Genomic DNA, 20,927 nt, shown 5'->3' on the forward strand with positions numbered 1-20,927 from the left:
ATCCCCAAGCGGAAGATACTCAACGCCCCCAAAGGCTCCGTACCGACGCACGCCATTCACCTGCAGCGCGCGAAAGGCCAGCCCTACGCATGCTCCGAGGTGTTCTTTGCCCCTCTCAGCTCCCTTGGCGATAGCGCTGGTCCATTCGTGCACGATTTTCCGGCACGCCATGGCTTAGGCGCCGCACCTTCCCAAACGTCATTGACCGCGCGGGCGCCATCAACAACGATGACGGCAATAAGACAAATCGGGGCGTTCGGGAATTTTCAATGGCTTGGGCGGAAACGACCGGCGCCAGGAGCGAGCCGGAGGGGTTGGCGCATGCCTCGCTCCCCTACCAGCAAGCTCTGCGGGCATTTTTCCGGCGCAGAGCCGACGGGCACGAGATCGACGATCTGGTCCAGGAAGTGCTTCTACGGCTGCACAATCGCCGCCACGGCGGCGAGGTCACGAACCTCTCCAGCTTCATCTTCCAGACAGCGACCAACGTCCTCCTCGATCGCCGACGCCGCGACACAGTGAGGCGCCGGGGCGCTCACTGCGAGCTCGAGGAAGCCCACCATCCGCTCGACGAGCTGTCCCCGGACCGTATTCTTCAAGCGAAACAGGAGGCCTCGGTGGCCCTTGAGGCCCTCAACCAACTCTCGCCCAGGACGCGCGCGGCATTCATGCTCGTGCGATTTGAGGGGTTGAGCTACAAGTCGACTGCGGCTCAACTTGGGATATCGGTGAGCGCCGTCGAGAAGCACGTCACAAAGGCTCTGCGGATCGTCTCGATCCGTCTGCAGGAAATCGATGAACGACAACCAACGACAAGACGGTCCTTCCGGTAGCCCGGACGCCGCGTCGTGGTTCGTTAGGCTGCAACGTAATCCCCACGACGGGGAGTTGCGCAGCGCCTTCGACACCTGGCTTGCGGCCGACCCCAATCACCGCACCGACTGGAACGCCGTGGGCGGCGCCTGGGAGCGCATGGGCGAACTCAAGGACGATCCCCAGGTCTTGGTCGCGCGCGAGGCGCTGATGGCCGAGCTGGCGGCCGATCATCGTCGCCCGCAGATGCGTTGGGCCGCCGGCATCGCCGCGCTCGCCGTCACCGCCGCAGCTGCGCTCGGCATCGGCGACTGGCGCCAGACGCAGCAGTCAGACTCTCCCGTGATCGCCGCAGCGCCCCAGGCCCTGGCGGTCTATCGCACCCCGGTCGGCGGCCAGCGGGTCGTAACGCTCGAGGATGGCTCCAAGGTCACGCTCAGCACCGACACCGAGGTGCGCCTCACCGATTGGAACCGCCGCCGGGGCCTGACCCTGGTCAAGGGCGAGGCCTATTTCGAGGTCGCGAAGAATCCGGAACGGCCGTTCGTTGTCACTGCGGCCGGCCGCACGGTGACCGCCCTGGGCACCGCATTCGACGTCCGCGTCGACCCCGGCCGCTGGTCGGTCAGCCTGGTCGAGGGCAAGGTCCGCGTGGTCGGCGCCGACACCAGCGTTGACATGACCCCGGGCCATCACCTGGTGCAGCGGGGCGACGCGCCCTGGAGCCTGCAGACCCGCAACCTCGCCGACCTGACCAGCTGGCGCGAAGGCAGCCTGGTGTTCGAGAACCGTCCGCTCGGCTCCATCGTCGAGGAGATGAACCGCTACTCGACCCGCAAGGTGCAGATCACCGACACGCGCCTGGCCGCTACGCCGCTTAGCGGCCGCTTCAAGTCCGGCGACGTCGCCGGGTTCGTCGCGACGCTCGAGGCCTATGGCATGGCCAAGGCCGGCCGCTCCGACGCAGCGACCATCGAGCTTCACGCCCCCACCGGCGAGTGAGGTTTTCCTTCAGCCCTGCGTCTTGAACGCAGGGCCGGCGCCAGTACGCGCCGGCGGCTGGAGGACCCATGAAGATGATCTCGAAAGCGCTGGCGACCAGCGCGCTCTGCGCTACGGCTTTTCTTGCGGCGAGCACGGCCAGCGCCGCGCCCCTGACCGCTGCCGACAAGACCCAGCTCACCGCCGCGGTCGACGCTTACGCGCCGAAGATGAACGACGCGGCGCTGAAGATCTGGAGCTACGCCGAACTCGGCTACCAGGAAACCAAGAGCACCGCGGTCCTCCAGGACCAACTGAAGGCTGCCGGCTTCAAGGTGCAGGCCGGCGTGGCCGGCGAGCCGACCGGCTTCGTCGCCAGCTTCAAGAACGGCGCGGGCCCGGTTATCGCCATCCTCGCCGAGTTCGACGCGCTGCCGGGCCTGAGCCAGGCGGCGGTCCCGACCAAGACGCCGATCCCCGGGCAGGAAGCCGGCCATGGCTGCGGCCACAGCCTGTTCGGCGCAGCCTCGGTGGCCAGCGCCATCGCCCTGAAGCAGTGGATGATCGCCAACAAGGTGCAGGGCGAAGTCCGCGTCTACGGCACCCCCGCTGAAGAAGGCGGATCGGGCAAGGTCTACATGGTCCGCGACGGCCTGTTCAACGATGTCGACATCACTCTGCACTGGCACCCGGGCAACACCAACTCGGCCAACCAGGGCACTTCGATGTCCAACATGAGCGGCAAGTTCCGCTTCTATGGCCAATCCAGCCACGCCTCGGGCGCCCCGTGGGCCGGCCGCTCGGCGCTGGACGGCGTCGAGATCATGAACGTCGCCAACAACTACCTGCGTGAGCACATCCCCGACCGCACCCGGATCCATTACGTGGTGACCAACGGCGGCAAGGCTCCGAACGTCGTGCCGGACTTCGCCGAGGTCTACTACTACGTCCGCAACGCCGACCCGAAGATCGTCGTCGACGTGATGGACCGTGTGAAGACCGCCGCCACAGGCGCGGCGATGATCACCGGCACCAAGGTCGAGTTCGAACAGACCGGCGGCGTCTACAACCTGCTGCCCAACGACGTGCTGGGCAAGGTCATGTACCAGTCGCTGAACACGGTCGGCGGCATTAGCTGGACGCCGGAAGAGACCAAGTTCGCTCAAGAGCTGGCCAAGTCCCTGCCGAACGGCGGCGGCGACCTGTCGTCGGTCGGCCGCATCCAGACCTACAAGGACGCCGACACCTCGGGCGACGCCGGCGGCGGTTCGACCGACGTGGCCGACATCAGCTGGGTCACTCCGACCGTCGGCCTGTCGACCGCGACCTTCGTGCCAGGATCGGCCGGCCACAGCTGGCAGAACGTGGCGGCCGCTGGCATGAGCATCGGCCTCAAGGGCGCGGCCGTGGCGGCCAAGACGCTGTCACTGACGGGCGCCGAGTTGCTCTCCAACCCCGAGCTGATCGCCCAGGCCAAGGCCGAGTTGAAGCAGCGCCAAGGCGCCGACTTCAAGTACAAGGCGATGGTCGGCGATCGGAAGCCGCCGCTCGACTACCGCAAGGCCGGCGGCGCAGAGTAAGCCGCACTGGCGTTGGGACCCGGGGCGCGAGCGCCGGGTCCCAACCACCGGCGCTTCTTCAAGGCCCCGGTATCCTCCGCCTCCCGAAATTTGCGGCGCAACCTCCGGTGCGGAATCGACGCGCCCTTGCGTCTCACCTACTGAGGCAGGCCTGCTTGTGGGGTCGCCAGTTCAGGTGAGAGACGGGGGAAGAAATGAAGCGAAGAACCGCAATGGCGAGCGCTGCTCTGGCGCTGGTCATGGTGATGGGGGCCGGCGCGAACGCCGCCACCATTACGCCGCCGAGCGAAGCCTTCGCTCAGAACCCCGGCAGCGACTACTTCCTCGCCGACTACACGGCCTATGAGGCGTATCTGAAGACCCTCGCGTCCCAGTCCGACCGCATGAAGCTGGTGGACTTCGGCAAGACCGAGGAAGGCCGTACCCAGTGGATGGCCATCGTCTCCTCGCCGGCGAACCTGGCCAAGCTCGATCACTACAAGGCGATCTCCAAGCGCCTGGCTAAGGCTGAGGGCCTGTCGAAGGAAGAGGCCGCCAAGCTGGCCACAGAGGGCAAGGCGATCGTCTGGATCGATGCCGGCCTGCACGCGACCGAGACGGTGACCTCCCAGGGTCAGATCCAGGTTCTCTACCGGATGCTCACCCAGACCGACGCCGAGACGATGCGGATGCTGGATGATGTGATCATCATCTTCGCGCACGACAATCCGGACGGGATGGAACTGGTCTCCGACTGGTACATGCGCCACGAGGACCCGAAGAAGCGCGAGTTCAACTCGATCCCGCGCCTCTACCAGAAGTACGTGGGCCACGATAACAACCGCGACAGCTACATGTCGCAGATGGCTGAGACGACCAACGTCAACAAGCAGCTGTTCCGCGAGTGGTATCCGCAGATCATCTTCAACCAGCACCAGACCGGCCCGACGGGCATGGTGGTGTTCGTCCCGCCGTTCCGCGACCCGTTCAACTTCAACTACGACCCGCTGGTCATGACCTCGCTGCAAGAGGTGGGCATGGCCATGCACAGCCGCCTGGTCGCCGAGGACAAGCCCGGCTCGGGCGCCCGCAGCGCGGCGGCCTACTCCACCTGGCACAACGGGATGGAGCGTTCGATCGCCTACTTCCACAACTCGGTCGGCCTGCTGACCGAGATCATCGGCGGCCCGACCCCCGAGAGCGTGAAGCTGGTGCCCAACCTGCAGCTCCCGAACGGCGACCGTCCGATGCCGATCGAGCCGCAGCCCTGGCACCTCGCCCAGACGGTCGAGTACCAGTGGAGCCTGGACCGCGCGGTCATCGACTACGCCTCGCGCAATCGCGAACGTCTGCTGTCCAACATCTACAAGATGGGCGCCAACAGCATCGAGCGCGGCTCGCGTGACAGCTGGACGATCACCCCGACCAAGGTCGACGCCATGAACGAGGCGGCCAAGGCCGCCAAGCCGGTGTCGGAAGATCCGGTGATGGCCGAGTTCCTCGGCCGCGGCGCCGTCGATCCGACCATCTACAAGAAGGTCTTGCAGACGCCGGAATCGCGCGACCCGCGCGGCTACATCATCCCATCCGACCAGGCCGACATGCCGACGGTGACCGCGTTCCTCAATGCGCTGATCAAGGCGGGCGTGGACGTGGACAAGGCGACCAAAGCCTTCAAGGTCGGCGAGAAGACCTATCCGGCCGGCTCCTACGTGGTGAAGACCGCCCAGGCCTACCGCCCGCACGTGCTCGACATGTTCGAGCCGCAGGACCACCCGCACGACACCGAGTATCCGGGCGGTCCGCCTAAAGCGCCGTACGACGTCACCGGCTACACCTTGGCCTACCAGACCGGGATCAAGTACGACCGCATCCTGGACGGTTTCGAGGCGCCGACCGAGCGGGTCCCCGACCTGATCGCGGTCCAACCGGGTTCGGTGAAGGGATCGGGCAAGGCCGGCTGGCTCGTCAGCCACGAGACCAATAAGAGCTTCACCCTGACCAACCGCCTGCTGAAGGCCGGCGCGCCGGTGTTCTGGCTCAAGGACGGCGCCAAGGCCGGCAAGGCCAGCTTCGGTCCCGGCGCGATCTGGGTGCCGGCCTCGGCCCAGGCCCAGACGGTGATCTCCCAGGGCGTCAAGGACCTCGGCATCGATGCCTACGCCGTGGGCGCCAAGCCCGCAGGTGAGGCGATGCCGCTGAAGCCGGTGCGCATCGGTCTGGTCGACGTCTACGGCGGTTCGATGCCCTCGGGCTGGAACCGCTGGCTGTTCGAGCAGTTCGAAGCGCCCTTCGAAGTGGTCTATCCGCAGCGTCTCGACGCCGGCGACATCGCCAAGGACTACGACGTCCTGGTGTTCGCCGACGGCGTGGTGCCAGCGCCGCAGGGCGGCCCGTTCCGCGGCGGCCGTAGCTTCCCGCAGCCGAAAGCCGAGGACATCCCGGCCGAGTTCCGGCCGTGGCTGGGCAAGGTCAGCGACGACAAGACCGTCCCGCAGATCGCCGAGTTCACCAAGAACGGCGGCACGGTGATCACCATCGGTTCGTCCTCGCGCCTGGCGAATCTGCTGGGTGCGCCGGTCGAGGTGGCGGTGGCCAAGAAGGACGGCGACAAGCTGACCGCGTTCTCGACCAAGGAATTCTACATCCCCGGTTCGGTCCTGCGCGCCAAGGTCGACAACCGTCAGCCCCTCGCCTACGGCCTGCCGCAGGATGTGGACGTGTTCTTCGACCGCAGCCCGACCTTCAACGTTTCGGCCTCGGCCCAGGGCGTTGCCAAGGTCTCGTGGTTTGACAGCGCCACCCCGCTTCGCAGCGGCTGGGCGGTCGGCCAGGAGAAGCTGAACGGCACCACCGCCGTGCTCGACATCGATGTCGGCAAGGGCAAGGTGCTGGTCATGGGCCCCGAAGTCACCCAGCGGGCGCAGTCGTACGGGACCTTCAAGTTCCTGTTCAACGGCCTGCTCTACGGCCCGGCGGCGGCCAAGAAGTAATCCGCAAGGCCAGACGACAAACGAGCCCCGGGACTTCGGTCCCGGGGCTTTTTCTTTGCGCCTCGTCCGGACCTAATTGGCCAAAAAGAAAGGCGCCGGTCTTTCGACCGGCGCCTCGACCGCCACGGACAGCGGGTTGGTGGAGAACGGTGGGGCCGCACTCCGCCGGGGGGGAGGTTAGAAACGTTTGCGGACGCCCACGTAGTAGGTGCGGCCCATCACGTCGTAGTTCTGTTGGTCGTAGTTGTACTCGGTGTCGCCAGCCTGCGGCGGGTTCTGGTTGAACAGGTTGTTCACGCCAAAGCGCAAGTCGGTCTCCCACGGCAGCTTCACGCGGCCGTTCAGGTCGAAGATGTTGTAGGCCTTCACACCGCGCGCGGTGCTGGTCGGGGTGACGACCACGGCCGAGTTCTTCATCTCGCTGATATAGCGCCAGCGCAGACCCAGGCTCGCCGGACCACGGGTATAGGTCGCAGAGGTGACCGACTTCCATTCCGGGTGAGCCTGACCAGCGCTGGTCTCGACCGCCGTACCCCAGGTGCCGGCGTAGTCGTAGGTGGCCGCGTTTGGCAGGTTCTGGATCTTGAACTGGTCCAGCCAGCCGACGGAGACGTTGACCGCCAACGAGCCGGCGTCATCGCCCAGGCCGACATCCATCAGATCGATGGTCCAGTCGAACTGGAAGTCGATGCCGGTGGTCTCGAACTGACCGAGGTTCTGCAGCGGCTGGACGGGGTTCAGCGGCACGCCGGACGCCGTGTTACGGGCGATCAGCTGGCAGTAGTAGTTGCTCGGATCGTAGGTCGGGTTCGCGCCGCCCGCATTGTAGCAAAACTGGAAGGAGTTCTTGACCGGCAGGCTACCGACGGCGTCCTTCACCTTGATGCTGTAGTAGTCGATCGAGGCCGACATGCGGCTCAGCAGCGGCTGCTCGAACGGCGAGGTGAGCACCGCGCCGAACGAGAAGGTGTCGGCGGTTTCTTCCAGCAGGTCTGGGTTGCCGCCGGTGAGGGCGAACACCTGGGCCGTGCCGAGCTGGTAGCTGTCGATGATCGCGGCCGGAACGCCCTGGGTCAGGCAGAGCGCCCGGACCTGAGCGCCTTCCGCGCCCCGACGGAAGGACGAGCGGGTGTCGCAGGGGTCGCCGTCGGTGTTGGTCGGGCCGGCGGTGCCGATCGCGACCGAGCCCGTCGAGACCGGCGCGTAGAGTTCGCCGACGCTGGGGGCGCGGATGGCGCGGTTGTAGCCGCCGCGGAAGCGCAGGCTGTCGATCACCGACCAGTCGAAGTCGACCTTGTAGGTGCTGATCGCGCCGACCGACGAGTAGTCCGAGAACCGGTAGCCGAGGTTGGTGTTCAGCTCCTTGACGAATGGCAGGTCCTTCAGGATCGGGACCAGCAGTTCGCCGAAGGCTTCATACGTGTCGACCGAGCCGGCGGCGTCACGCAGAACACTGTAGCCCAGCACGTCCGAGGTGCCGTCAGGCTGGTTCAGCTGGCTGTCCGGGGTGAAGGTGTACTCGTTCGAGCGGTAGTCGACGCCGGCCGCAAAGCGGATTTCGCCGGCGGGCAGTTCGAATAGGCCGCCCTGGACGCTGGCTTCGACGATGCGCTGTTCCAGTTCGTTCTGGTTCAGCGTACGGCGGCTGATGTAGCGGATGCAGTCCGCCGACGGCGTCAGATTGCCGAAGGGGTTCCAGCCGCCGGCGCAATACTCAGTCCCGCCGGTCGGGCTGCGGAGCAGGCGGTTGACCGCGCTGGCGCTGGCGCCGCCGGTCTGCTCGTTGTCGAAGTTCGCCTTCGAGAACGAAGCGTAGGCGTCCCAGGTCCAGTCCTTGAAGCCGACGTCGCCCGAGAGGCCGCCCGTCAGCTGATAGACGGTGTAGGAGTACTTCTGGATCCGCGGACCCAGGATGTTGAGCGCCTTGTAGAAGGTGAAGTCGCCGCCCGGGGTCGGACGCGAGGCCAGGATGCCGCGGAAGTCGGCCGGGATGAACGGGTTCGAAACCGGCACTGTCAGGCCGTAGACGTTCGAGGCCAGGGTCGGGTTGGTGATGCCGACCGACTCGTAGTCCGTGAAGGTGAACTGGACGAAGCCGCGCAGATTGTCGGTGAAGTCGTAGTCCATCTTGCCGAACACGGCGTAGCGGTCGAGGTCCGACTGCATCGAGGCGCCGTCGTAGCCGAAGTTGACCTGCTGCTGGGTGCCCGCGGCGTTCGAATTGACGATGTAGGCGTCGTTGGTTTCCGGATCGCGGAAGTTCTGCACCATCACGCCGGCGGTGGAGAAGATCGTCTGGTCGGTGTTGAAGCCGATCTGGCCGGTGTAGCGGCCAGCGGCGTTGCCCGGCAGGGCGGGCGTACCGTACTTGCCGACGAACACGCCATTGACCGACGCTAGGGTCGGCAGGTTCGCGCCGAACAGCACGGTGCCTTGCGGGATGGTCGACAGGCCCGGCTGGGTCAGGCGGAAGACGAACCAGTCGCGAGCGCTCTGCAGGGCGATGTCGCGGTTGGTGTAGTCCACCGACATCACGGCGCGGCCGCGGCCCTCGTCGAACGCTCGGCCGGCTGTCAGCGAGACCTTGAAGGACTCGCCGTCGCCGTGCTCCGAGATGCCGTACTGGCTGTCGAGGGTAATTCCGTCGAAGGACCGCTTCAGACGGAAGTTCACCACGCCGGCGGTGGCGTCCGAACCATAGGCCGTCGAGGCGCCGCCGGTGATGACTTCGACGTTCTCGATCAGAGCTTCAGGGATGGTGTTGAGGTCGACCGAGCCGTCCGGGTTGGAGGGCTGCAGGCGGCGGCCGTCCATCAGGATCAGGGTGCGCTTGGCGCCAAGCCCGCGCAGCGAGGCGTAGGACTGACCGCCGTTGAGGCCGGTCGAAGTCGAGCCGGTGTTGCCCTGGCCGAACGAGCCGGAGAACTGGGGCATCTGCGACAGCGACTTTTCGACGGTCACTTGTCCGGTATTTTCGATGGCCGCCTGGCCGACCGAGACGATCGGGCTGTTGGCGACATAGTCGGGACGGGCAATACGCGAACCGGTGACGACGACTTCTTCGACGGCGACGCCGGCCTCTGCGTTGGTCTGGGCCTGGGCGACGCCGGCCAGCAGCGCGCCATAGGCGACGCCGCCCACCATCAACCACTTCAACTTACTGGAACTCATAAACCGCCCCTTGATATTACGCGACGCACCCCTCGCGCGTCCGGTCCCCAAGACGCAGGCGCACCAGCTACCCACAGGCGGTTGTTCAAGATTTCTTCACGTGGGCGCCACGGGACCTTGAAAGTGGCGCCTACTGGACACGCCGCGCAGTCGCCCCGCACAATGGGGCGGCGCCCAGGCGGTTCTGCAGGGCCGCAGTTGCGTGGATTCCAGACTTGCCGAACGTGCAGCAGATCGAGGCGACGCCGCAGGTTTCTCCCGCCGCCGCCCAGGAACTGGATCGCGCGCGCGTGTTGGTTCGCGCCGGACGTCCCGAGGACGCCATCCAGACCTATCGCGCCCTGCTGCAGCGCGAGCCGAGCTGCACGCCGGCCGCCGCCGCCCTGGCCCGACTGCTGACCGCCAGCGGCCGCGCCGGGGAAGCCGAGGCGCTCATTCGCCCGTTCGCCCACGCGCAGAGGGTCTGGCCGGAGGCCCTGTCGGCGCGGGCCGCGGCCCTGAAGGCGATGGACCGCAAGGCGGAGTCGCTGGCCGACTACCAGCAGGCGGCGCAGCTCAATCCCCGGAGCGGCGTGGCGGCCCACAATGTCGCCTCCGGGCTCGGCGACGCCGGCCGCGACCGAGAAGCCGCCGCCGAGTGCGAGCGTGCCTTCGCCCTCGGTCTGGAGGCGCCGGAGACCTGGCTGGTCTACGGTCGCGCCCTGCAGGGACTGCGCCGCTTCGAGGAGGCCGAACGCGCCCTTCGCGGGGCCGTAGAGCGCCGGCCCGGCTATGCAGACGCCCTGCGTGATCTTGGGCAACTGATCTGGATGCGCAGCGGCGACGCCGGCTCGGCGCTGGCTCCGCTGGAGACAGCCCTCACCACGGCTGGCTCTCAAGGCGCCGCGCTGGCGGGACTGAAGGTGCGCCTCCTGACCCACGTCGCCGGGGAGGCCGAGGCACTAGCCTTTGTTCGCGGCGCGCTCGACCAATTTCCCGGCGACCCGCGCTTGTCGCTGGAGGCGGCGCAACTGTCGCTGCGAAGCGACCCGCACTTCAGCGCCCGGCTGATCGGCGAGGTCTTGGCCCGCAATCCGCGCGACGCCTCAGCGCGGCGCGCCATGGCCCATGCGCAACTGGCGCTTGGCGAGGCGGCCGCCGCAGCCGAACTTGCCCAGGGGCTACTGCGCGAAAACCCGATCGACCAGGAGGCGGCCGCCTCGCTGGCCACGGCCTGGCGGTTGTCGGGCGACGAGCGCTATCGCCAGCTCTGGGACTACGGAGCGCTCGTGCGGGCCCAGGCCATCGACACCCCACAAGGCTGGTCGAGCTTGTCCGCCTACCTCTCCGATCTGCGGACTGCCTTGGTGGAGTTGCACGCCCTGTCGGCGCATCCGATCGAGCAGTCGGTGCGCGGCGGCACTCAGACCTCCCAGAACCTGCTGGCCGCCGAGAGCCCGGTGATCGCGGCCTTTTTCCAGGCGGTTCAGGGCCCGATCCTCGCCTACCGGCAGGTGGTCGGCGGCGGGGACGACATTTTCCGCGCCCGCAACGGCGGCGGCCACCGAGTGTTGGGCGCCTGGTCGGTGCGGCTGGCTCCCAATGGCTTTCACGTCGATCACATCCACCCGCAGGGATGGATTTCCTCGGCCTGCTACATCGACGTGCCGCCAGCGATCGGAGCGGACGATCACGCGGGCTGGCTGCGTTTCGGCGCGCCGCCGATCCCGACCCGGCCAAGCCTCGAGGCCGAGCATTTCGTCCGGCCCGAACCAGGTCTCCTGGCGCTGTTTCCCTCCTATATGTGGCATGGCACTGTGCCGTTCGGGGGCGATGCGCCCCGGATGACCATCGCCTTCGATGTGGTCCCCGCCTAGGAGCCATCGCTATGACCGGCGCGCCGGGGGTGACGATTGATGTGAAGTTGGTTGAACGGTTGGTGGCCGCGCAGTTCCCGCAGTGGTCGCACCTTCCGGTCAGCCGGGTCGCGCAGGGCGGCTGGGACAATCGCACCTTCCACCTCGGCCCGAAAATGACAGTGCGCCTGCCATCATGGCAGGCCTATGTCGCGCAGGTCGAGAAGGAGCACGCCTGGCTGCCCAGGCTGGCGCCCGACCTGCCGCTGCCCATCCCGGTTCCGCTGGCCAAGGGGGCGCCGGGCGAGGGCTACCCCTGGGCCTGGTCGATCTATGGCTGGATCGAGGGCGAGACGGCGGCCCAGGCCGCTATCGCCGACCTGAACGAGTTCGCGGTTTCGGTGGCCGGGTTCCTCCGCGCGCTGCAATCCATCGACGCCACGCAGGGGCCGGCGGCCGGCGCGCACAATTTCCATCGCGGCGGGGCCCTGCGCACCTACGACGCCGAGACCTGGGCGGCGATCGAAACCCTGGGCCACACGATCGAGCGGGGCGCGGCGAGCGCGATCTGGGAAGACGCCCTCGCCAGCCGCTGGGACCAGGCGCCGGTGTGGGTGCACGGCGACGTGGCGGCCACCAACCTGCTGGTCCGGGACGGACGGCTGAGCGCGGTCATCGACTTCGGGATCATGGGCGTCGGCGACCCAGCCTGCGACCTCGCCATCGCCTGGACCCTGCTGGACGCCGACAGCCGGCAGGCGTTCCGCCAGGCCCTGGCGGTCGACGCCGCCACCTGGGCGCGCGGCCGCGGCTGGGTGTTGTGGAAAGCGCTGATCGTGCTGGCGCGCCAGGGCGAGGCCAAGACCGCCGAGGTCGAGTTCCAGAAGCGGGCTCTGGCGGCGGTGATCGCCGATCACGCCTTGGAGAACGGCTGAGAATTCTGCTGAGGCAGCGGCGCGCGGGTGCGTCTTGATCGGCAGTCGGGCGCCGTCCCGACGATCGCCTTTCCTGCCGTGAGCCGTACATGAATCGTCGCTTCGCCCTGCTTATCGTCCTGTCCATGGTGCTGGGCGTCAGCGTCGGCTGGATCTGCAACCAGTTCCTCAGCCCCGATCAGGCCAAGCAGGCGGCGGACAATCTCTCGCTCGTCACCGACATCTTCCTGCGGCTGATCAAGATGATCATCGCGCCGCTGGTGTTCACCACCCTGGTGGCCGGCATCGCACACATGGAAGACGCCGCCGCGGTCGGCCGGATCGGCGCCAAGACCATGGGCTGGTTCATCTGCGCCTCGATCGTCTCGCTGCTGGTCGGCCTGCTGATGGTGCACCTGCTGCAGCCCGGGGCCGGGCTGCACATGCAGACGGCGGCCGCTGCGGCGGCCCCGACGGCCAGCACCGAGGCCTTCACCCTGAAGGGCTTCGTCACCCACCTAGTGCCGACTTCGATCGTCGACGCCATGGCCAAGAACGAGATCCTGCAGATCGTCGTCTTCTCGCTGTTCGTCGGCACCGCCGTGGCCGCCCTCGACAAGAAGGCGCCGGCCATCCTCGAGCTGGTCGAACAGGGCGCGCAGATCATGCTGAAGGTGACCGAGTTCGTGATGAAGCTGGCCCCGCTGGCCATCTTCGCGGCGCTGGCCTCGACCATCGCCACCCAAGGGCTGTCGATGCTGGCGGTCTACGGGAAGTTCGTCCTTGGCTTCTACGCCACCATGGGCGTGCTCTGGGTGCTGCTGTTCATCGCCGGCTTCCTGGTGATCGGAAAGCGCGTGGTTCCGCTGTTCGGCGTGATCCGCACCCCGGCCCTGCTGGCCTTCTCCACGGCCAGTTCCGAGGCCGCCTACCCGCGCATCCTCGACGCCCTGCCGAAGGTCGGCGTGCGTCGCCGCATCGTCTCGTTCGTGCTGCCGCTCGGCTACTCGTTCAACCTCGACGGCTCGATGCTGTACTGCACGTTCGCCACCATCTTCATCACCCAGGCGCATGGCGTGCACCTGACGGTCCAGCAGCAGATCTTCATGCTGCTGCTGCTGATGGTGACCTCCAAGGGGATCGCCGGGGTGCCGCGCGCCTCGCTGGTGGTGATCATGGCCACCCTCACCTATTTCGGCCTGCCCGAGGCCTGGATCGCCCTGGTGCTCGGCGTCGACCATCTGCTCGACATGGGCCGCTCGGCCACCAACGTGGTCGGCAACTCGGTGGCCGCCGCGGTGGTCGCCAAGTGGGAGGGCGAGCTGGAGGACATTCCGGCCGAGGACGCCGATGTCGGCGGCGAACCGGTCAAGGTCGGCGCATAGGGCCTACTTCCAGGCGCAGACCCCGAGCTTTGCGCCGGCCTTGAGCAGTTTGTCGGCCTGAGCCTGGGGCAGGGCGCGCGAGCGGCCGGACGCGCAGACCACGGTCAGCTCGCCGTGGCCGGCAACGTCCAGCAGCAACTGGTCCCAGTGCCGGTACTGCACGTCGTGCGCTTCGCCAGGATAGACCCGCATGGCCGCCATGTTCGGGAAGTGATCGCGCCAGTACTCTGCGCTGGCCATGGTCACCAGCGGATCGGCGGTCCCCTGATAGACATAGGCCGGAGCCTTGACCGCCGCGAGGTCGGCCAAACGCCCGCAGTAGCGCGAAATCTCCGCGGTCTCCGGAGCCGGATCGCCGATCTGCCCGCGGATGAAAAAGGCCCGCGCGCCCTCCTCGTAGGCCCGGTCCGCAAAGCCGGGGATCTGGGCCGTGGGGCTGTCCTTCGGGAAGCCCCACCAGACCTTGGGATTCTGCACTTGGGGCTTCATCGCGCCGCTGAGCTGTTCGGGCGTGAGCTTGCAGACGACATCGGTCGCCGGACGCTGGGTGGCCGCGGCCAGCATGTGCACCGAGATGAGGCGTTCGGGCATCGCCGCTGCGACCTGCGCCATGTAGGGGCCGCCGCCGGAGATGGCGACGCCGGAGAACCGCTGGACGCCAAGGTGATCGAGCACCGCGCGCACCTCGGTCGCGTAGTCGCCATAACCCCAGCCAGGGATGATCGGCGTATCACCGAAGCCGTTCCGCTCGACGCTGATGAAGCGCAGCTTCAGCTGCTTGCGCATCGATTTCAGGAACTCGGTCATCCCGAAAGCTCGAGCGCTGGTGCCCGTGCCGCCGACGAACAGCACCGGGCGGAAGCCAGCCTCTCCCGTGTCGGCGAAGTAGACGGTGCGGCCGTCGGGGGTCTTCAGGGACTGCACGGCCGGACCGAGATCATCGAAGGCGACCGGAAGATCGCCGACCTGGGCCACGGTAGGCGGCTCGGCGGCGGATACGCCGGTCGATAGACCTGCGGCGAGGGCTAGGCCCAAGATCTTCGAAGGCAGTTTCACGGCTTGCTCCCCTTGATATCGACAAGGAGTTGGCCGAGTTCACCGCGCAAATCCAGGGCGCCCTTTGGGCAGCGCCCGGGCCTCTAGGCCAAGAGGGCGCGCATGAAGTTGACCGTCTCGACGGTCGCCAACAGCATGGCGCCGATCACGACCATGTCGAAGGCGCGCCGCGCCCAGATCAGCAGGCCGCTGCGCCGCTGAGGCGCATCAACTTCTGCATAAGTGAATCGCATTGTGTCCTCCGCCGGGACAATTCGTCCTGCCAGAGGCGGCGTCTCGCAAGCGGCGGGCCAAATGGATCAGGCGGCGAGCATCGTCCAGGCCCAGAGGCAGACACAGGCCAGCAGCAGCGTCCACATGAACACGCGGAGCACCACCCACGGGCTCGGAGGCGGCTTCCCTGGCGAGGGTTCCTCATAGTTGATGGAGAAACGCGTCATGCTTTCGGGAATAACAATGTTCCCTCAAGGTCTCGTAAACGAATTTGGTTAGTTTCGCCGCGGTTAACCATGTTCGCAAAGTGGAGTGATGCATCGATGCATACCGGGTCCTGCCTGTGCCGAGCCGTACAATTCGAGGTCTCAGGGGAACTTGCGCCGATCCAGCTCTGCCATTGCGGCGATTGCCGCAAGGCGCAGGGAGGTCCGTTCGGCGCGAACATCCCGGTAACCGTTAAGGATTTCCGGCTGCTGTCAGGAGAGGCGGAAATGACCGCCTTCGAGTCCTCACCCGGTAAGGAACGGGTGTTTTGCCGTCGCTGCGGCGGCCCGCTGTTCAGCCGCCTGACCGCCCTGCCCGACCGTATCCGGCTGCGGGCTGGAACGCTCGATGCGCCGAGCGGCGCGGGCCTCGGCTTCCACTTCTATGTGGCGTCGAAGGCCGACTGGTGGACGATCACCGACGACCTGCCGCAGTATCCCGACGCGCGGCCCAGCTAGCGGACCGGATTGCGCCGCGCCACGCCGCCGCCCGGGAGGTGCGCCTCGTACGGCCCCAGGCGCGGGTCGGGGCGCATGTAGTCGGTCGAGACGAACTGGGCGCCTGAGGCGAAGGCCGCGGCCTGGCGGCTGTGGTCGCCGGTGCGCGCCTCGGTGGTGTCTGCGTCGGCGCGGGTGCGGACGATCAGGCCGGACTTCACCGCGGCCTGGATGCGGGCGGCCTGCTCCTTGGGTTCGTTGAGCGTGATGTAGCCGGCGGAGGGGGAGTCCTCGCCGGCGTTCACGAACATCGCCCGGCCTTCCAGCGACTTGCGGCCGCCGCGATAGAGCGCGACCTGATCCTCGGGTGCGTCGAGGGCGAACATCACCTTGCCGCGGGCGGCGCCCAGGGTCGGCCAGCCGCCGGCCAGCACCGCCTCGCGCAGGGTCCCATGGCGGCCTTGCACGACGTCCGGGGTGATCAGTTGGCCAGGGGCGAAGACGGAACGGATCTCGGCGTCGACGGCGTCCATCGCCCTGGCGTCGAACGGCAGGGCCTGGACCGCGCCGGGAAGCTTGAGGCCGCCCTCCTTGAGGTTCAGCAAGATCAGCAGCGGCAGATGATCGGGATGCGCCTTGGACCAGGCGGCGACCTCCTTCAGGCAAGTCGTGAACTGAGGGCAGCTGGATCGGTAGTCGATATCCTGGGCGTGCATGACCTTCATGCCCGGCCCCTTCAGAGGCGCCAGATCGTAGGGCAGGTCCGGCGCGATCTTCATGGCCAGCGGATCGGCGAAGCGGCCGCCTTCGGGATCGTTCAGCAGGTCGAGCTCCAGCTGGCGCGCACCGGCGTCGAGCTGCTCGGTGAGGGGCGGATGGGCATAGTCGAGGCCATCCGCCTGCTTGGGGTCGGCGCCGCGCAGCAGCTTCATCTGGGCCGGTGAGATCGCCTGCTTGTAGGAGTTGTGGGTGCCGACGGCCTGAAGGTCGTTGAACTTCAGCGCATCGACGGCGGCCCGCGTGCATCGGCCCTGCCCTGAAGGCGTCTCCAGATCGCAGCCGGCCGACAGCGCCGCAGCCGCGGCGAGAATGGTGATGATCATGTCCCCTCCCCTAGGAGCCTCTCCGGTCGCTCTAAGGCGATCTGACGTCGCCGCGATGACAACGGCTCAGCCTGCCGTACGCGCCACGCTGATCTCCAATGGCTTGGTCGGATAGTCGCCCCGGGCGATCGCCCCGACCAGTTCGACAAAACGCTCCGGATAGATCCGGTCGGACGTGGCGGCGATCTCCGTCAGGCTCCACCAGCGGATGTCGTCGATCAGGTCGTTCTCGTGCGGCTCCCAGCCGGCGCGGGACGGCTCATCGCCACGACAGCGGGCGACCACATAGTGCTCCTTGAACAGCGCCATCTCGCCGCTGGCGAGCATGCTCACGGCCTCGCGCATCCAGACCACTGGGCCGAGCTCCACGTCCTCGACGAAACCGGTCTCTTCGGCGATCTCACGACGAGCAGCTTCCAACAGGGTCTCGCCAGGCTCCACGCCGCCGCCGACCGTGAACCAGGAGGCGGTGTGCTTCGGACGGTTCGGCAAGCGCCCCTTCAGCAGGAGGATACGCCCCGAGTCGTCGAACAATAGGACGCGGGCGGTCAGTCTCTCACGCACTTGAGGCTCCGGGCTGGGCCACCCTTCTAGCCGAACACTGCTCTCAACTCGAAATTAATCGAGCCTCGACAGGATGTTGCTCCACCGCGGGATGGAGATCCGCCTTGTCGCTCGCCCCTCAGCGCTTGCTAGGCTTCGCCTTTGCGAGCGCCGACCTCCTTCTGGAGGTGGCTCCGGACGGAAAGATCGGCCTGGCCATCGGCGCCAGCGAGGCGCTGTCCGGCGCGCCGGAAACCGACCTCGTGGGCCGTGATTGGCGCGACTTCATCGATCAGCGCGACCGATTGATGGTCGAGTCGCTCTTCGGCGGACTGCGAGACGGCGGCCGCGGCGGCCCCATCGTGGTCAGTCTGGCCGCCGGCGATGGCGTCCGCGCCGCGGCGATGACAGCCTTCCGCATGCCAGGCAACGGCGGGGCGATCTCGTGCGCGCTCAGCCGCGCGGCCAACCAGAATCGACACGGCCTGCACGACAAGGCGTCGTTCGAGGCCGCCACCGCCGCCTTGATCGAAAGCGCCAAGGCCACCGGTCTGGAGCTGGAAATGGCGCTGCTGGAGCTCGGCGGCCTGAACCTGCTGCTCGAACGGCTCGGACCAGAGCAGTCAAAGGCCCTGCAGGATCGCCTGGTGGGCGCGCTGCGCTCGCAGTCCGTGGGCGGCGCGGCGGCCGCCTCCCTGGGCGCCGAACGCTTCGCCCTGGTCCGCCAGAAGGGCGACCCGGTCGAAGCGCTGGTCCAACGCCTGATCGCCCTGGTCACCAATGACGGCGCGGGCGACCTGAACGGCAAGGGCCGGACCGTCGCCCTCACCACCGACACAGCCTCGCCGCAGGTGCTCCGCGCGCTGCGCTACTCGCTGGACAGCTTCATCAAGGGCGGCCCGAACGCCGATGGCCCCTTGACCCTCAACGAGGCGGTCGACCGCTCGATCCGGCGCACCCTCAGCGAGGCCGGCGTCCTGGGCAAGGCCGTGAACGACCGGCAGTTCCGGCTCGTCTTCCAGCCGGTGGTCGACCTGAAGGCCAAGTCGGCGGTGCACCACCACGAAGTCCTGGTGCGGTTCGGCGACGACGCCAGCCCCTACCCGATGATCCGCATGGCCGAGGAGCTCGACATGATCGAGCCGCTCGACATCGCGGTGGTCGAGGACACCGTCGCCCGCCTGGCGGCCGATCCGAAACTGAAGCTCGCGGCCAACATCTCCGGCCGCACGATCATAAGCCCGGCCTTCGTGACGGCCGTGCGCAGCCTGCTGGGCAAGAACCCGACCGTGCGAGGCCGGCTGCTGCTGGAAATCACGGAAAGCGCCGCCATCGACGATCTGGCGCTGGCCGATCGCCACCTCTGCGCGCTGCGCCAGGAAGGCTGCACCATCTGCCTCGACGACTTCGGGGCGGGGGCCGCCTCCTTGGCCTATCTGCAGCAGCTGACCCTGGACATCGTGAAGATCGATGGACGCTACATCCGCGAGCTGCAGCATGGCGGGCGCGAGAGCACCTTCATCCGCCACCTGGTGCGCATGTGCGCAGAGTTGAAGGTCAAGACCATCGCCGAGATGGTCGAGAACTCCGTGGCCGAGGACGCCGTCCGGCGCGCCGGCGTCGACTATGCGCAGGGCTGGTACTACGGGGCGCCTGCGGAGGCGCCGCAGACCGCCGGTGACCGCCTGACCTATGTGAAGCCGGCCGCCCGGCGCGTCGGGGCGACGGACACCTGGGGCTGAACCAGGGACCGCCGGCAGGGGCGAGCACCTCCGCCGCCGGCTGACCTAGGCCGCTCAGGCCTGCCTGGTCGCCACCCAGTCGTTGAGGTGGCCTTCCAGCACTGTCAGCGGCATCGAGCCCGACAGCAGGGCGGCGTCGTGCCAGGCCTTCAGCTCGAAGCGCGGGCCGAGCTTGGTCTTGGCGTCCTCGCGCAGGCGGGCCCAGGTCGTGTGGCCGACCTTGTAGGAACAGGCCTGGCCGGGCGAGCAGCAGTAGCGGTCGACCTCGCGCTGGGCGCGGCTGCGCGCGTAGCCGGTGACCGAGACCATGTAGTCCGTGGCCTTGTCGCGGCTCCACTGCTTGTGGTGCAGCCCAGTGTCGACCACCAGGCGGCAGGCGCGGAACAGGAAGGACTGCAGGAAGCCGACCTGACCGTAGGGATCGTCCTTGTAGACGCCCATCTCGTCGGCCAGCTGCTCGGCATAGAGGCCCCAGCCTTCCGAGTAGGCCGAGAAGCCGCCGCCGACCCGGCGAATGATCGGGATCCGGTTGCTCTCCTGGCTCAGCGCGATCTGCAGGTGATGGCCCGGAGTCGCCTCGTGATAGACCAGGGTCGGCAGATTGTACTTAGGCCACTCGTGGGTGTCCTTGAGGTTGATGAAGAACGCCGCCGGCCGCGAGCCGTCGAGCGCCGCGCTCTGGTAGTAGCCGTTTGAGGCGCCGTCCTGGATGAAGGGCGGCACCCGCTTCACCGTCACCTCGGCCTTGGGCAGGGTGTTGAACGCCTGCGGCAGCCGCGCCGCGATCGCCGCCACCTGGACGTTGAGGTCGGCGATCAGGGCCGCGCGGCCCTCGTCGGTGTTGGCGTAGAGCTGGGCCGGGTCTTCGTTGAGCGCCTTCAGCCGCTCGGCCACCGTGCCCTGGGTCTTGCCCTGGGCCTTGAGGATCACGTCGATCCGAGAGCTGATCTCGGCCACCTGGTCCAGGCCCATCTGGTGGATCTGCTCGGCGCTGAGCGTGGTGGTGGTCGAGGTGCGCAGGCCACCGGCGTAATAGGCCGCGCCGTCCTTCAGCTTCCAGACGCCGGCGTCGGAGGTCGCCTTGGCGCGGATCGCCTGCATGGCGGCGATCTGGCGGTCGAGAGCCGGGAAGATCTCGCCGGCCATGATCTTGGTCGCCGGGCCGGCATAGTCGCCGGGGAGGCCCGCCTTCTTGGCCTTGCCGGCGATCGAGGTGACCATGATGGTCGTTTCCGGCGCCTGGTCGCGCAGGGCCTTCATCTGGGCGATGGCCATGTCGCAGATGAAGTCGGGCGGCAAGACGCCGGCCGCCACGTCCGCCTTCTGGCGTTCCAGGTCCTGGTCGAGCGCCACGGCGAAGGCCTTGAGCCGCGACAGGTAGGCGTCGGCGTCGGCGGCGTTGGTCACGCGGTGCTGGTTGTCCAGGAAGTCCGGGATGTCCTGATAGACCCCGGTCTGCTGGCTGACGATGTAGGGGCTGAAGCGGCCGCCGATATTGCCGAACTTGAAACGCTGCCCCGCGTCGAGGGCGTTCTGCTGGCCATAGACCACGGTGTCGAGATCAACCTTGGAGGCGGCCGACAACGCGCTGCGGTCGATGCCCTTCAGCGCCGTCACCCGCGCGGCGGTGCGCTCCAGGCGGCGGTCGCGGCCGGCGATCGAATAGTCGTCCAGCTTGGACTTGGCGGCCGCGCGGGCGTCCTTGTCGAGGCCGAGCGAGGTCGCGCGCTCAGGGCTGTCGTCGACCTGCTCGTTAAAGATCTTGTCCAGCAGTGTCAGCAGCTTGGCGTCCTCGGAGGACGCTTGCGCCAGGGCGGGCGTGGCGGCCACAAGCGCGGCGCCGGCGGTGGTCGCGAGGAATGCGCGACGGTCGATCGAATGGTTCAAGTCCATTTCCCCCAAAACAATTGCGCGG

Annotated in this window: 16 protein-coding genes; 9 read left to right on the forward strand and 7 right to left on the reverse strand. The window is 67.5% G+C overall.

Annotated features, from left to right (window positions below):
• The first annotated feature begins 269 nt into the window (after positions 1 to 269).
• The 4 genes from AC1DQJ_RS09365 to AC1DQJ_RS09380 all read left to right on the forward strand — a co-directional run bounded on the left by AC1DQJ_RS09365 (position 270) and on the right by AC1DQJ_RS09380 (position 6,346).
• On the forward strand, positions 270 to 833 hold the full coding sequence (locus AC1DQJ_RS09365; protein ID WP_477602513.1) for an RNA polymerase sigma factor: 564 nt from the start codon (positions 270 to 272) through the stop codon (positions 831 to 833).
• Positions 796 to 1,815, forward strand: a complete 1,020-nt coding sequence (locus AC1DQJ_RS09370) for a FecR family protein (protein ID WP_477602515.1) — start codon at positions 796 to 798, stop codon at positions 1,813 to 1,815. The genes AC1DQJ_RS09365 and AC1DQJ_RS09370 overlap by 38 nt, the downstream gene beginning before the upstream one ends.
• A gap of 68 nt (positions 1,816 to 1,883) precedes the next feature.
• Complete coding sequence (locus AC1DQJ_RS09375; protein ID WP_477602517.1) at positions 1,884 to 3,374, forward strand: amidohydrolase; 1,491 nt, start codon at positions 1,884 to 1,886, stop codon at positions 3,372 to 3,374.
• 194 nt (positions 3,375 to 3,568) lie between these two features.
• Positions 3,569 to 6,346 (forward strand): M14 family metallopeptidase, encoded by a 2,778-nt coding sequence (locus AC1DQJ_RS09380; RefSeq protein ID WP_477602519.1) that lies wholly within the window; start codon positions 3,569 to 3,571, stop codon positions 6,344 to 6,346.
• Positions 6,347 to 6,523: 177 nt separating this feature from the next.
• Here AC1DQJ_RS09380 and AC1DQJ_RS09385 read toward each other — a convergent pair whose 3' ends face one another.
• Positions 6,524 to 9,517, reverse strand: coding sequence for a TonB-dependent receptor domain-containing protein (locus AC1DQJ_RS09385; protein WP_477602521.1), 2,994 nt, complete (start codon positions 9,515 to 9,517; stop codon positions 6,524 to 6,526).
• Between the two features lie 224 nt (positions 9,518 to 9,741).
• On the opposite strand from AC1DQJ_RS09385, the gene AC1DQJ_RS09390 reads away from it, so the two are divergent.
• From AC1DQJ_RS09390 to AC1DQJ_RS09400, 3 genes are all read left to right on the forward strand, one after another.
• Positions 9,742 to 11,373 (forward strand): putative 2OG-Fe(II) oxygenase, encoded by a 1,632-nt coding sequence (locus tag AC1DQJ_RS09390; RefSeq protein ID WP_477602708.1) that lies wholly within the window; start codon positions 9,742 to 9,744, stop codon positions 11,371 to 11,373.
• An 11-nt stretch (positions 11,374 to 11,384) separates the two neighbouring features.
• The gene (locus AC1DQJ_RS09395) at positions 11,385 to 12,287 is read left to right on the forward strand and encodes an aminoglycoside phosphotransferase family protein (RefSeq protein ID WP_477602523.1); all 903 of its coding nucleotides are present in this window, start codon (positions 11,385 to 11,387) and stop codon (positions 12,285 to 12,287) included.
• Between the two features lie 89 nt (positions 12,288 to 12,376).
• The gene (locus AC1DQJ_RS09400) at positions 12,377 to 13,651 is read left to right on the forward strand and encodes a dicarboxylate/amino acid:cation symporter (protein ID WP_477602525.1); all 1,275 of its coding nucleotides are present in this window, start codon (positions 12,377 to 12,379) and stop codon (positions 13,649 to 13,651) included.
• Between the two features lie 3 nt (positions 13,652 to 13,654).
• On the opposite strand, the gene AC1DQJ_RS09405 is transcribed toward AC1DQJ_RS09400, so the two are convergent.
• The 3 genes from AC1DQJ_RS09405 to AC1DQJ_RS09415 form a co-directional block, all read right to left on the reverse strand.
• On the reverse strand, positions 13,655 to 14,707 hold the full coding sequence (locus AC1DQJ_RS09405; protein ID WP_477602527.1) for an alpha/beta fold hydrolase: 1,053 nt from the start codon (positions 14,705 to 14,707) through the stop codon (positions 13,655 to 13,657).
• A gap of 83 nt (positions 14,708 to 14,790) precedes the next feature.
• Positions 14,791 to 14,940: a hypothetical protein gene (locus AC1DQJ_RS09410; protein WP_477602529.1), complete on the reverse strand. Its 150-nt coding sequence runs from the start codon at positions 14,938 to 14,940 to the stop codon at positions 14,791 to 14,793.
• A gap of 66 nt (positions 14,941 to 15,006) precedes the next feature.
• On the reverse strand, positions 15,007 to 15,147 hold the full coding sequence (locus tag AC1DQJ_RS09415; RefSeq protein ID WP_477602531.1) for a hypothetical protein: 141 nt from the start codon (positions 15,145 to 15,147) through the stop codon (positions 15,007 to 15,009).
• Positions 15,148 to 15,243: 96 nt separating this feature from the next.
• On the opposite strand from AC1DQJ_RS09415, the gene AC1DQJ_RS09420 reads away from it, so the two are divergent.
• Positions 15,244 to 15,645: a GFA family protein gene (locus AC1DQJ_RS09420; protein WP_477602533.1), complete on the forward strand. Its 402-nt coding sequence runs from the start codon at positions 15,244 to 15,246 to the stop codon at positions 15,643 to 15,645.
• On the opposite strand, the gene AC1DQJ_RS09425 is transcribed toward AC1DQJ_RS09420, so the two are convergent.
• Positions 15,642 to 16,727, reverse strand: coding sequence for a phosphatidylinositol-specific phospholipase C1-like protein (locus tag AC1DQJ_RS09425; protein WP_477602535.1), 1,086 nt, complete (start codon positions 16,725 to 16,727; stop codon positions 15,642 to 15,644). The two genes, AC1DQJ_RS09420 and AC1DQJ_RS09425, sit on opposite strands and share 4 nt — an antisense overlap.
• Before the next feature lie 66 nt (positions 16,728 to 16,793).
• Positions 16,794 to 17,291: an NUDIX hydrolase gene (locus AC1DQJ_RS09430; RefSeq protein ID WP_477602537.1), complete on the reverse strand. Its 498-nt coding sequence runs from the start codon at positions 17,289 to 17,291 to the stop codon at positions 16,794 to 16,796.
• Between the two features lie 104 nt (positions 17,292 to 17,395).
• On the opposite strand from AC1DQJ_RS09430, the gene AC1DQJ_RS09435 reads away from it, so the two are divergent.
• Positions 17,396 to 19,012 carry an EAL domain-containing protein gene (locus AC1DQJ_RS09435; protein WP_477602539.1) on the forward strand — a complete coding sequence of 539 codons (1,617 nt, stop codon included), beginning with the start codon at positions 17,396 to 17,398 and terminating at the stop codon, positions 19,010 to 19,012.
• A 54-nt stretch (positions 19,013 to 19,066) separates the two neighbouring features.
• Here the strand turns inward: AC1DQJ_RS09435 and AC1DQJ_RS09440 are convergent, their stop codons facing one another.
• Positions 19,067 to 20,905, reverse strand: a complete 1,839-nt coding sequence (locus AC1DQJ_RS09440; protein ID WP_477602540.1) for a DUF885 domain-containing protein — start codon at positions 20,903 to 20,905, stop codon at positions 19,067 to 19,069.
• Positions 20,906 to 20,927 lie beyond the last annotated feature (22 nt).

The organism is Phenylobacterium sp. P4_E10 (genome assembly GCF_056401675.1).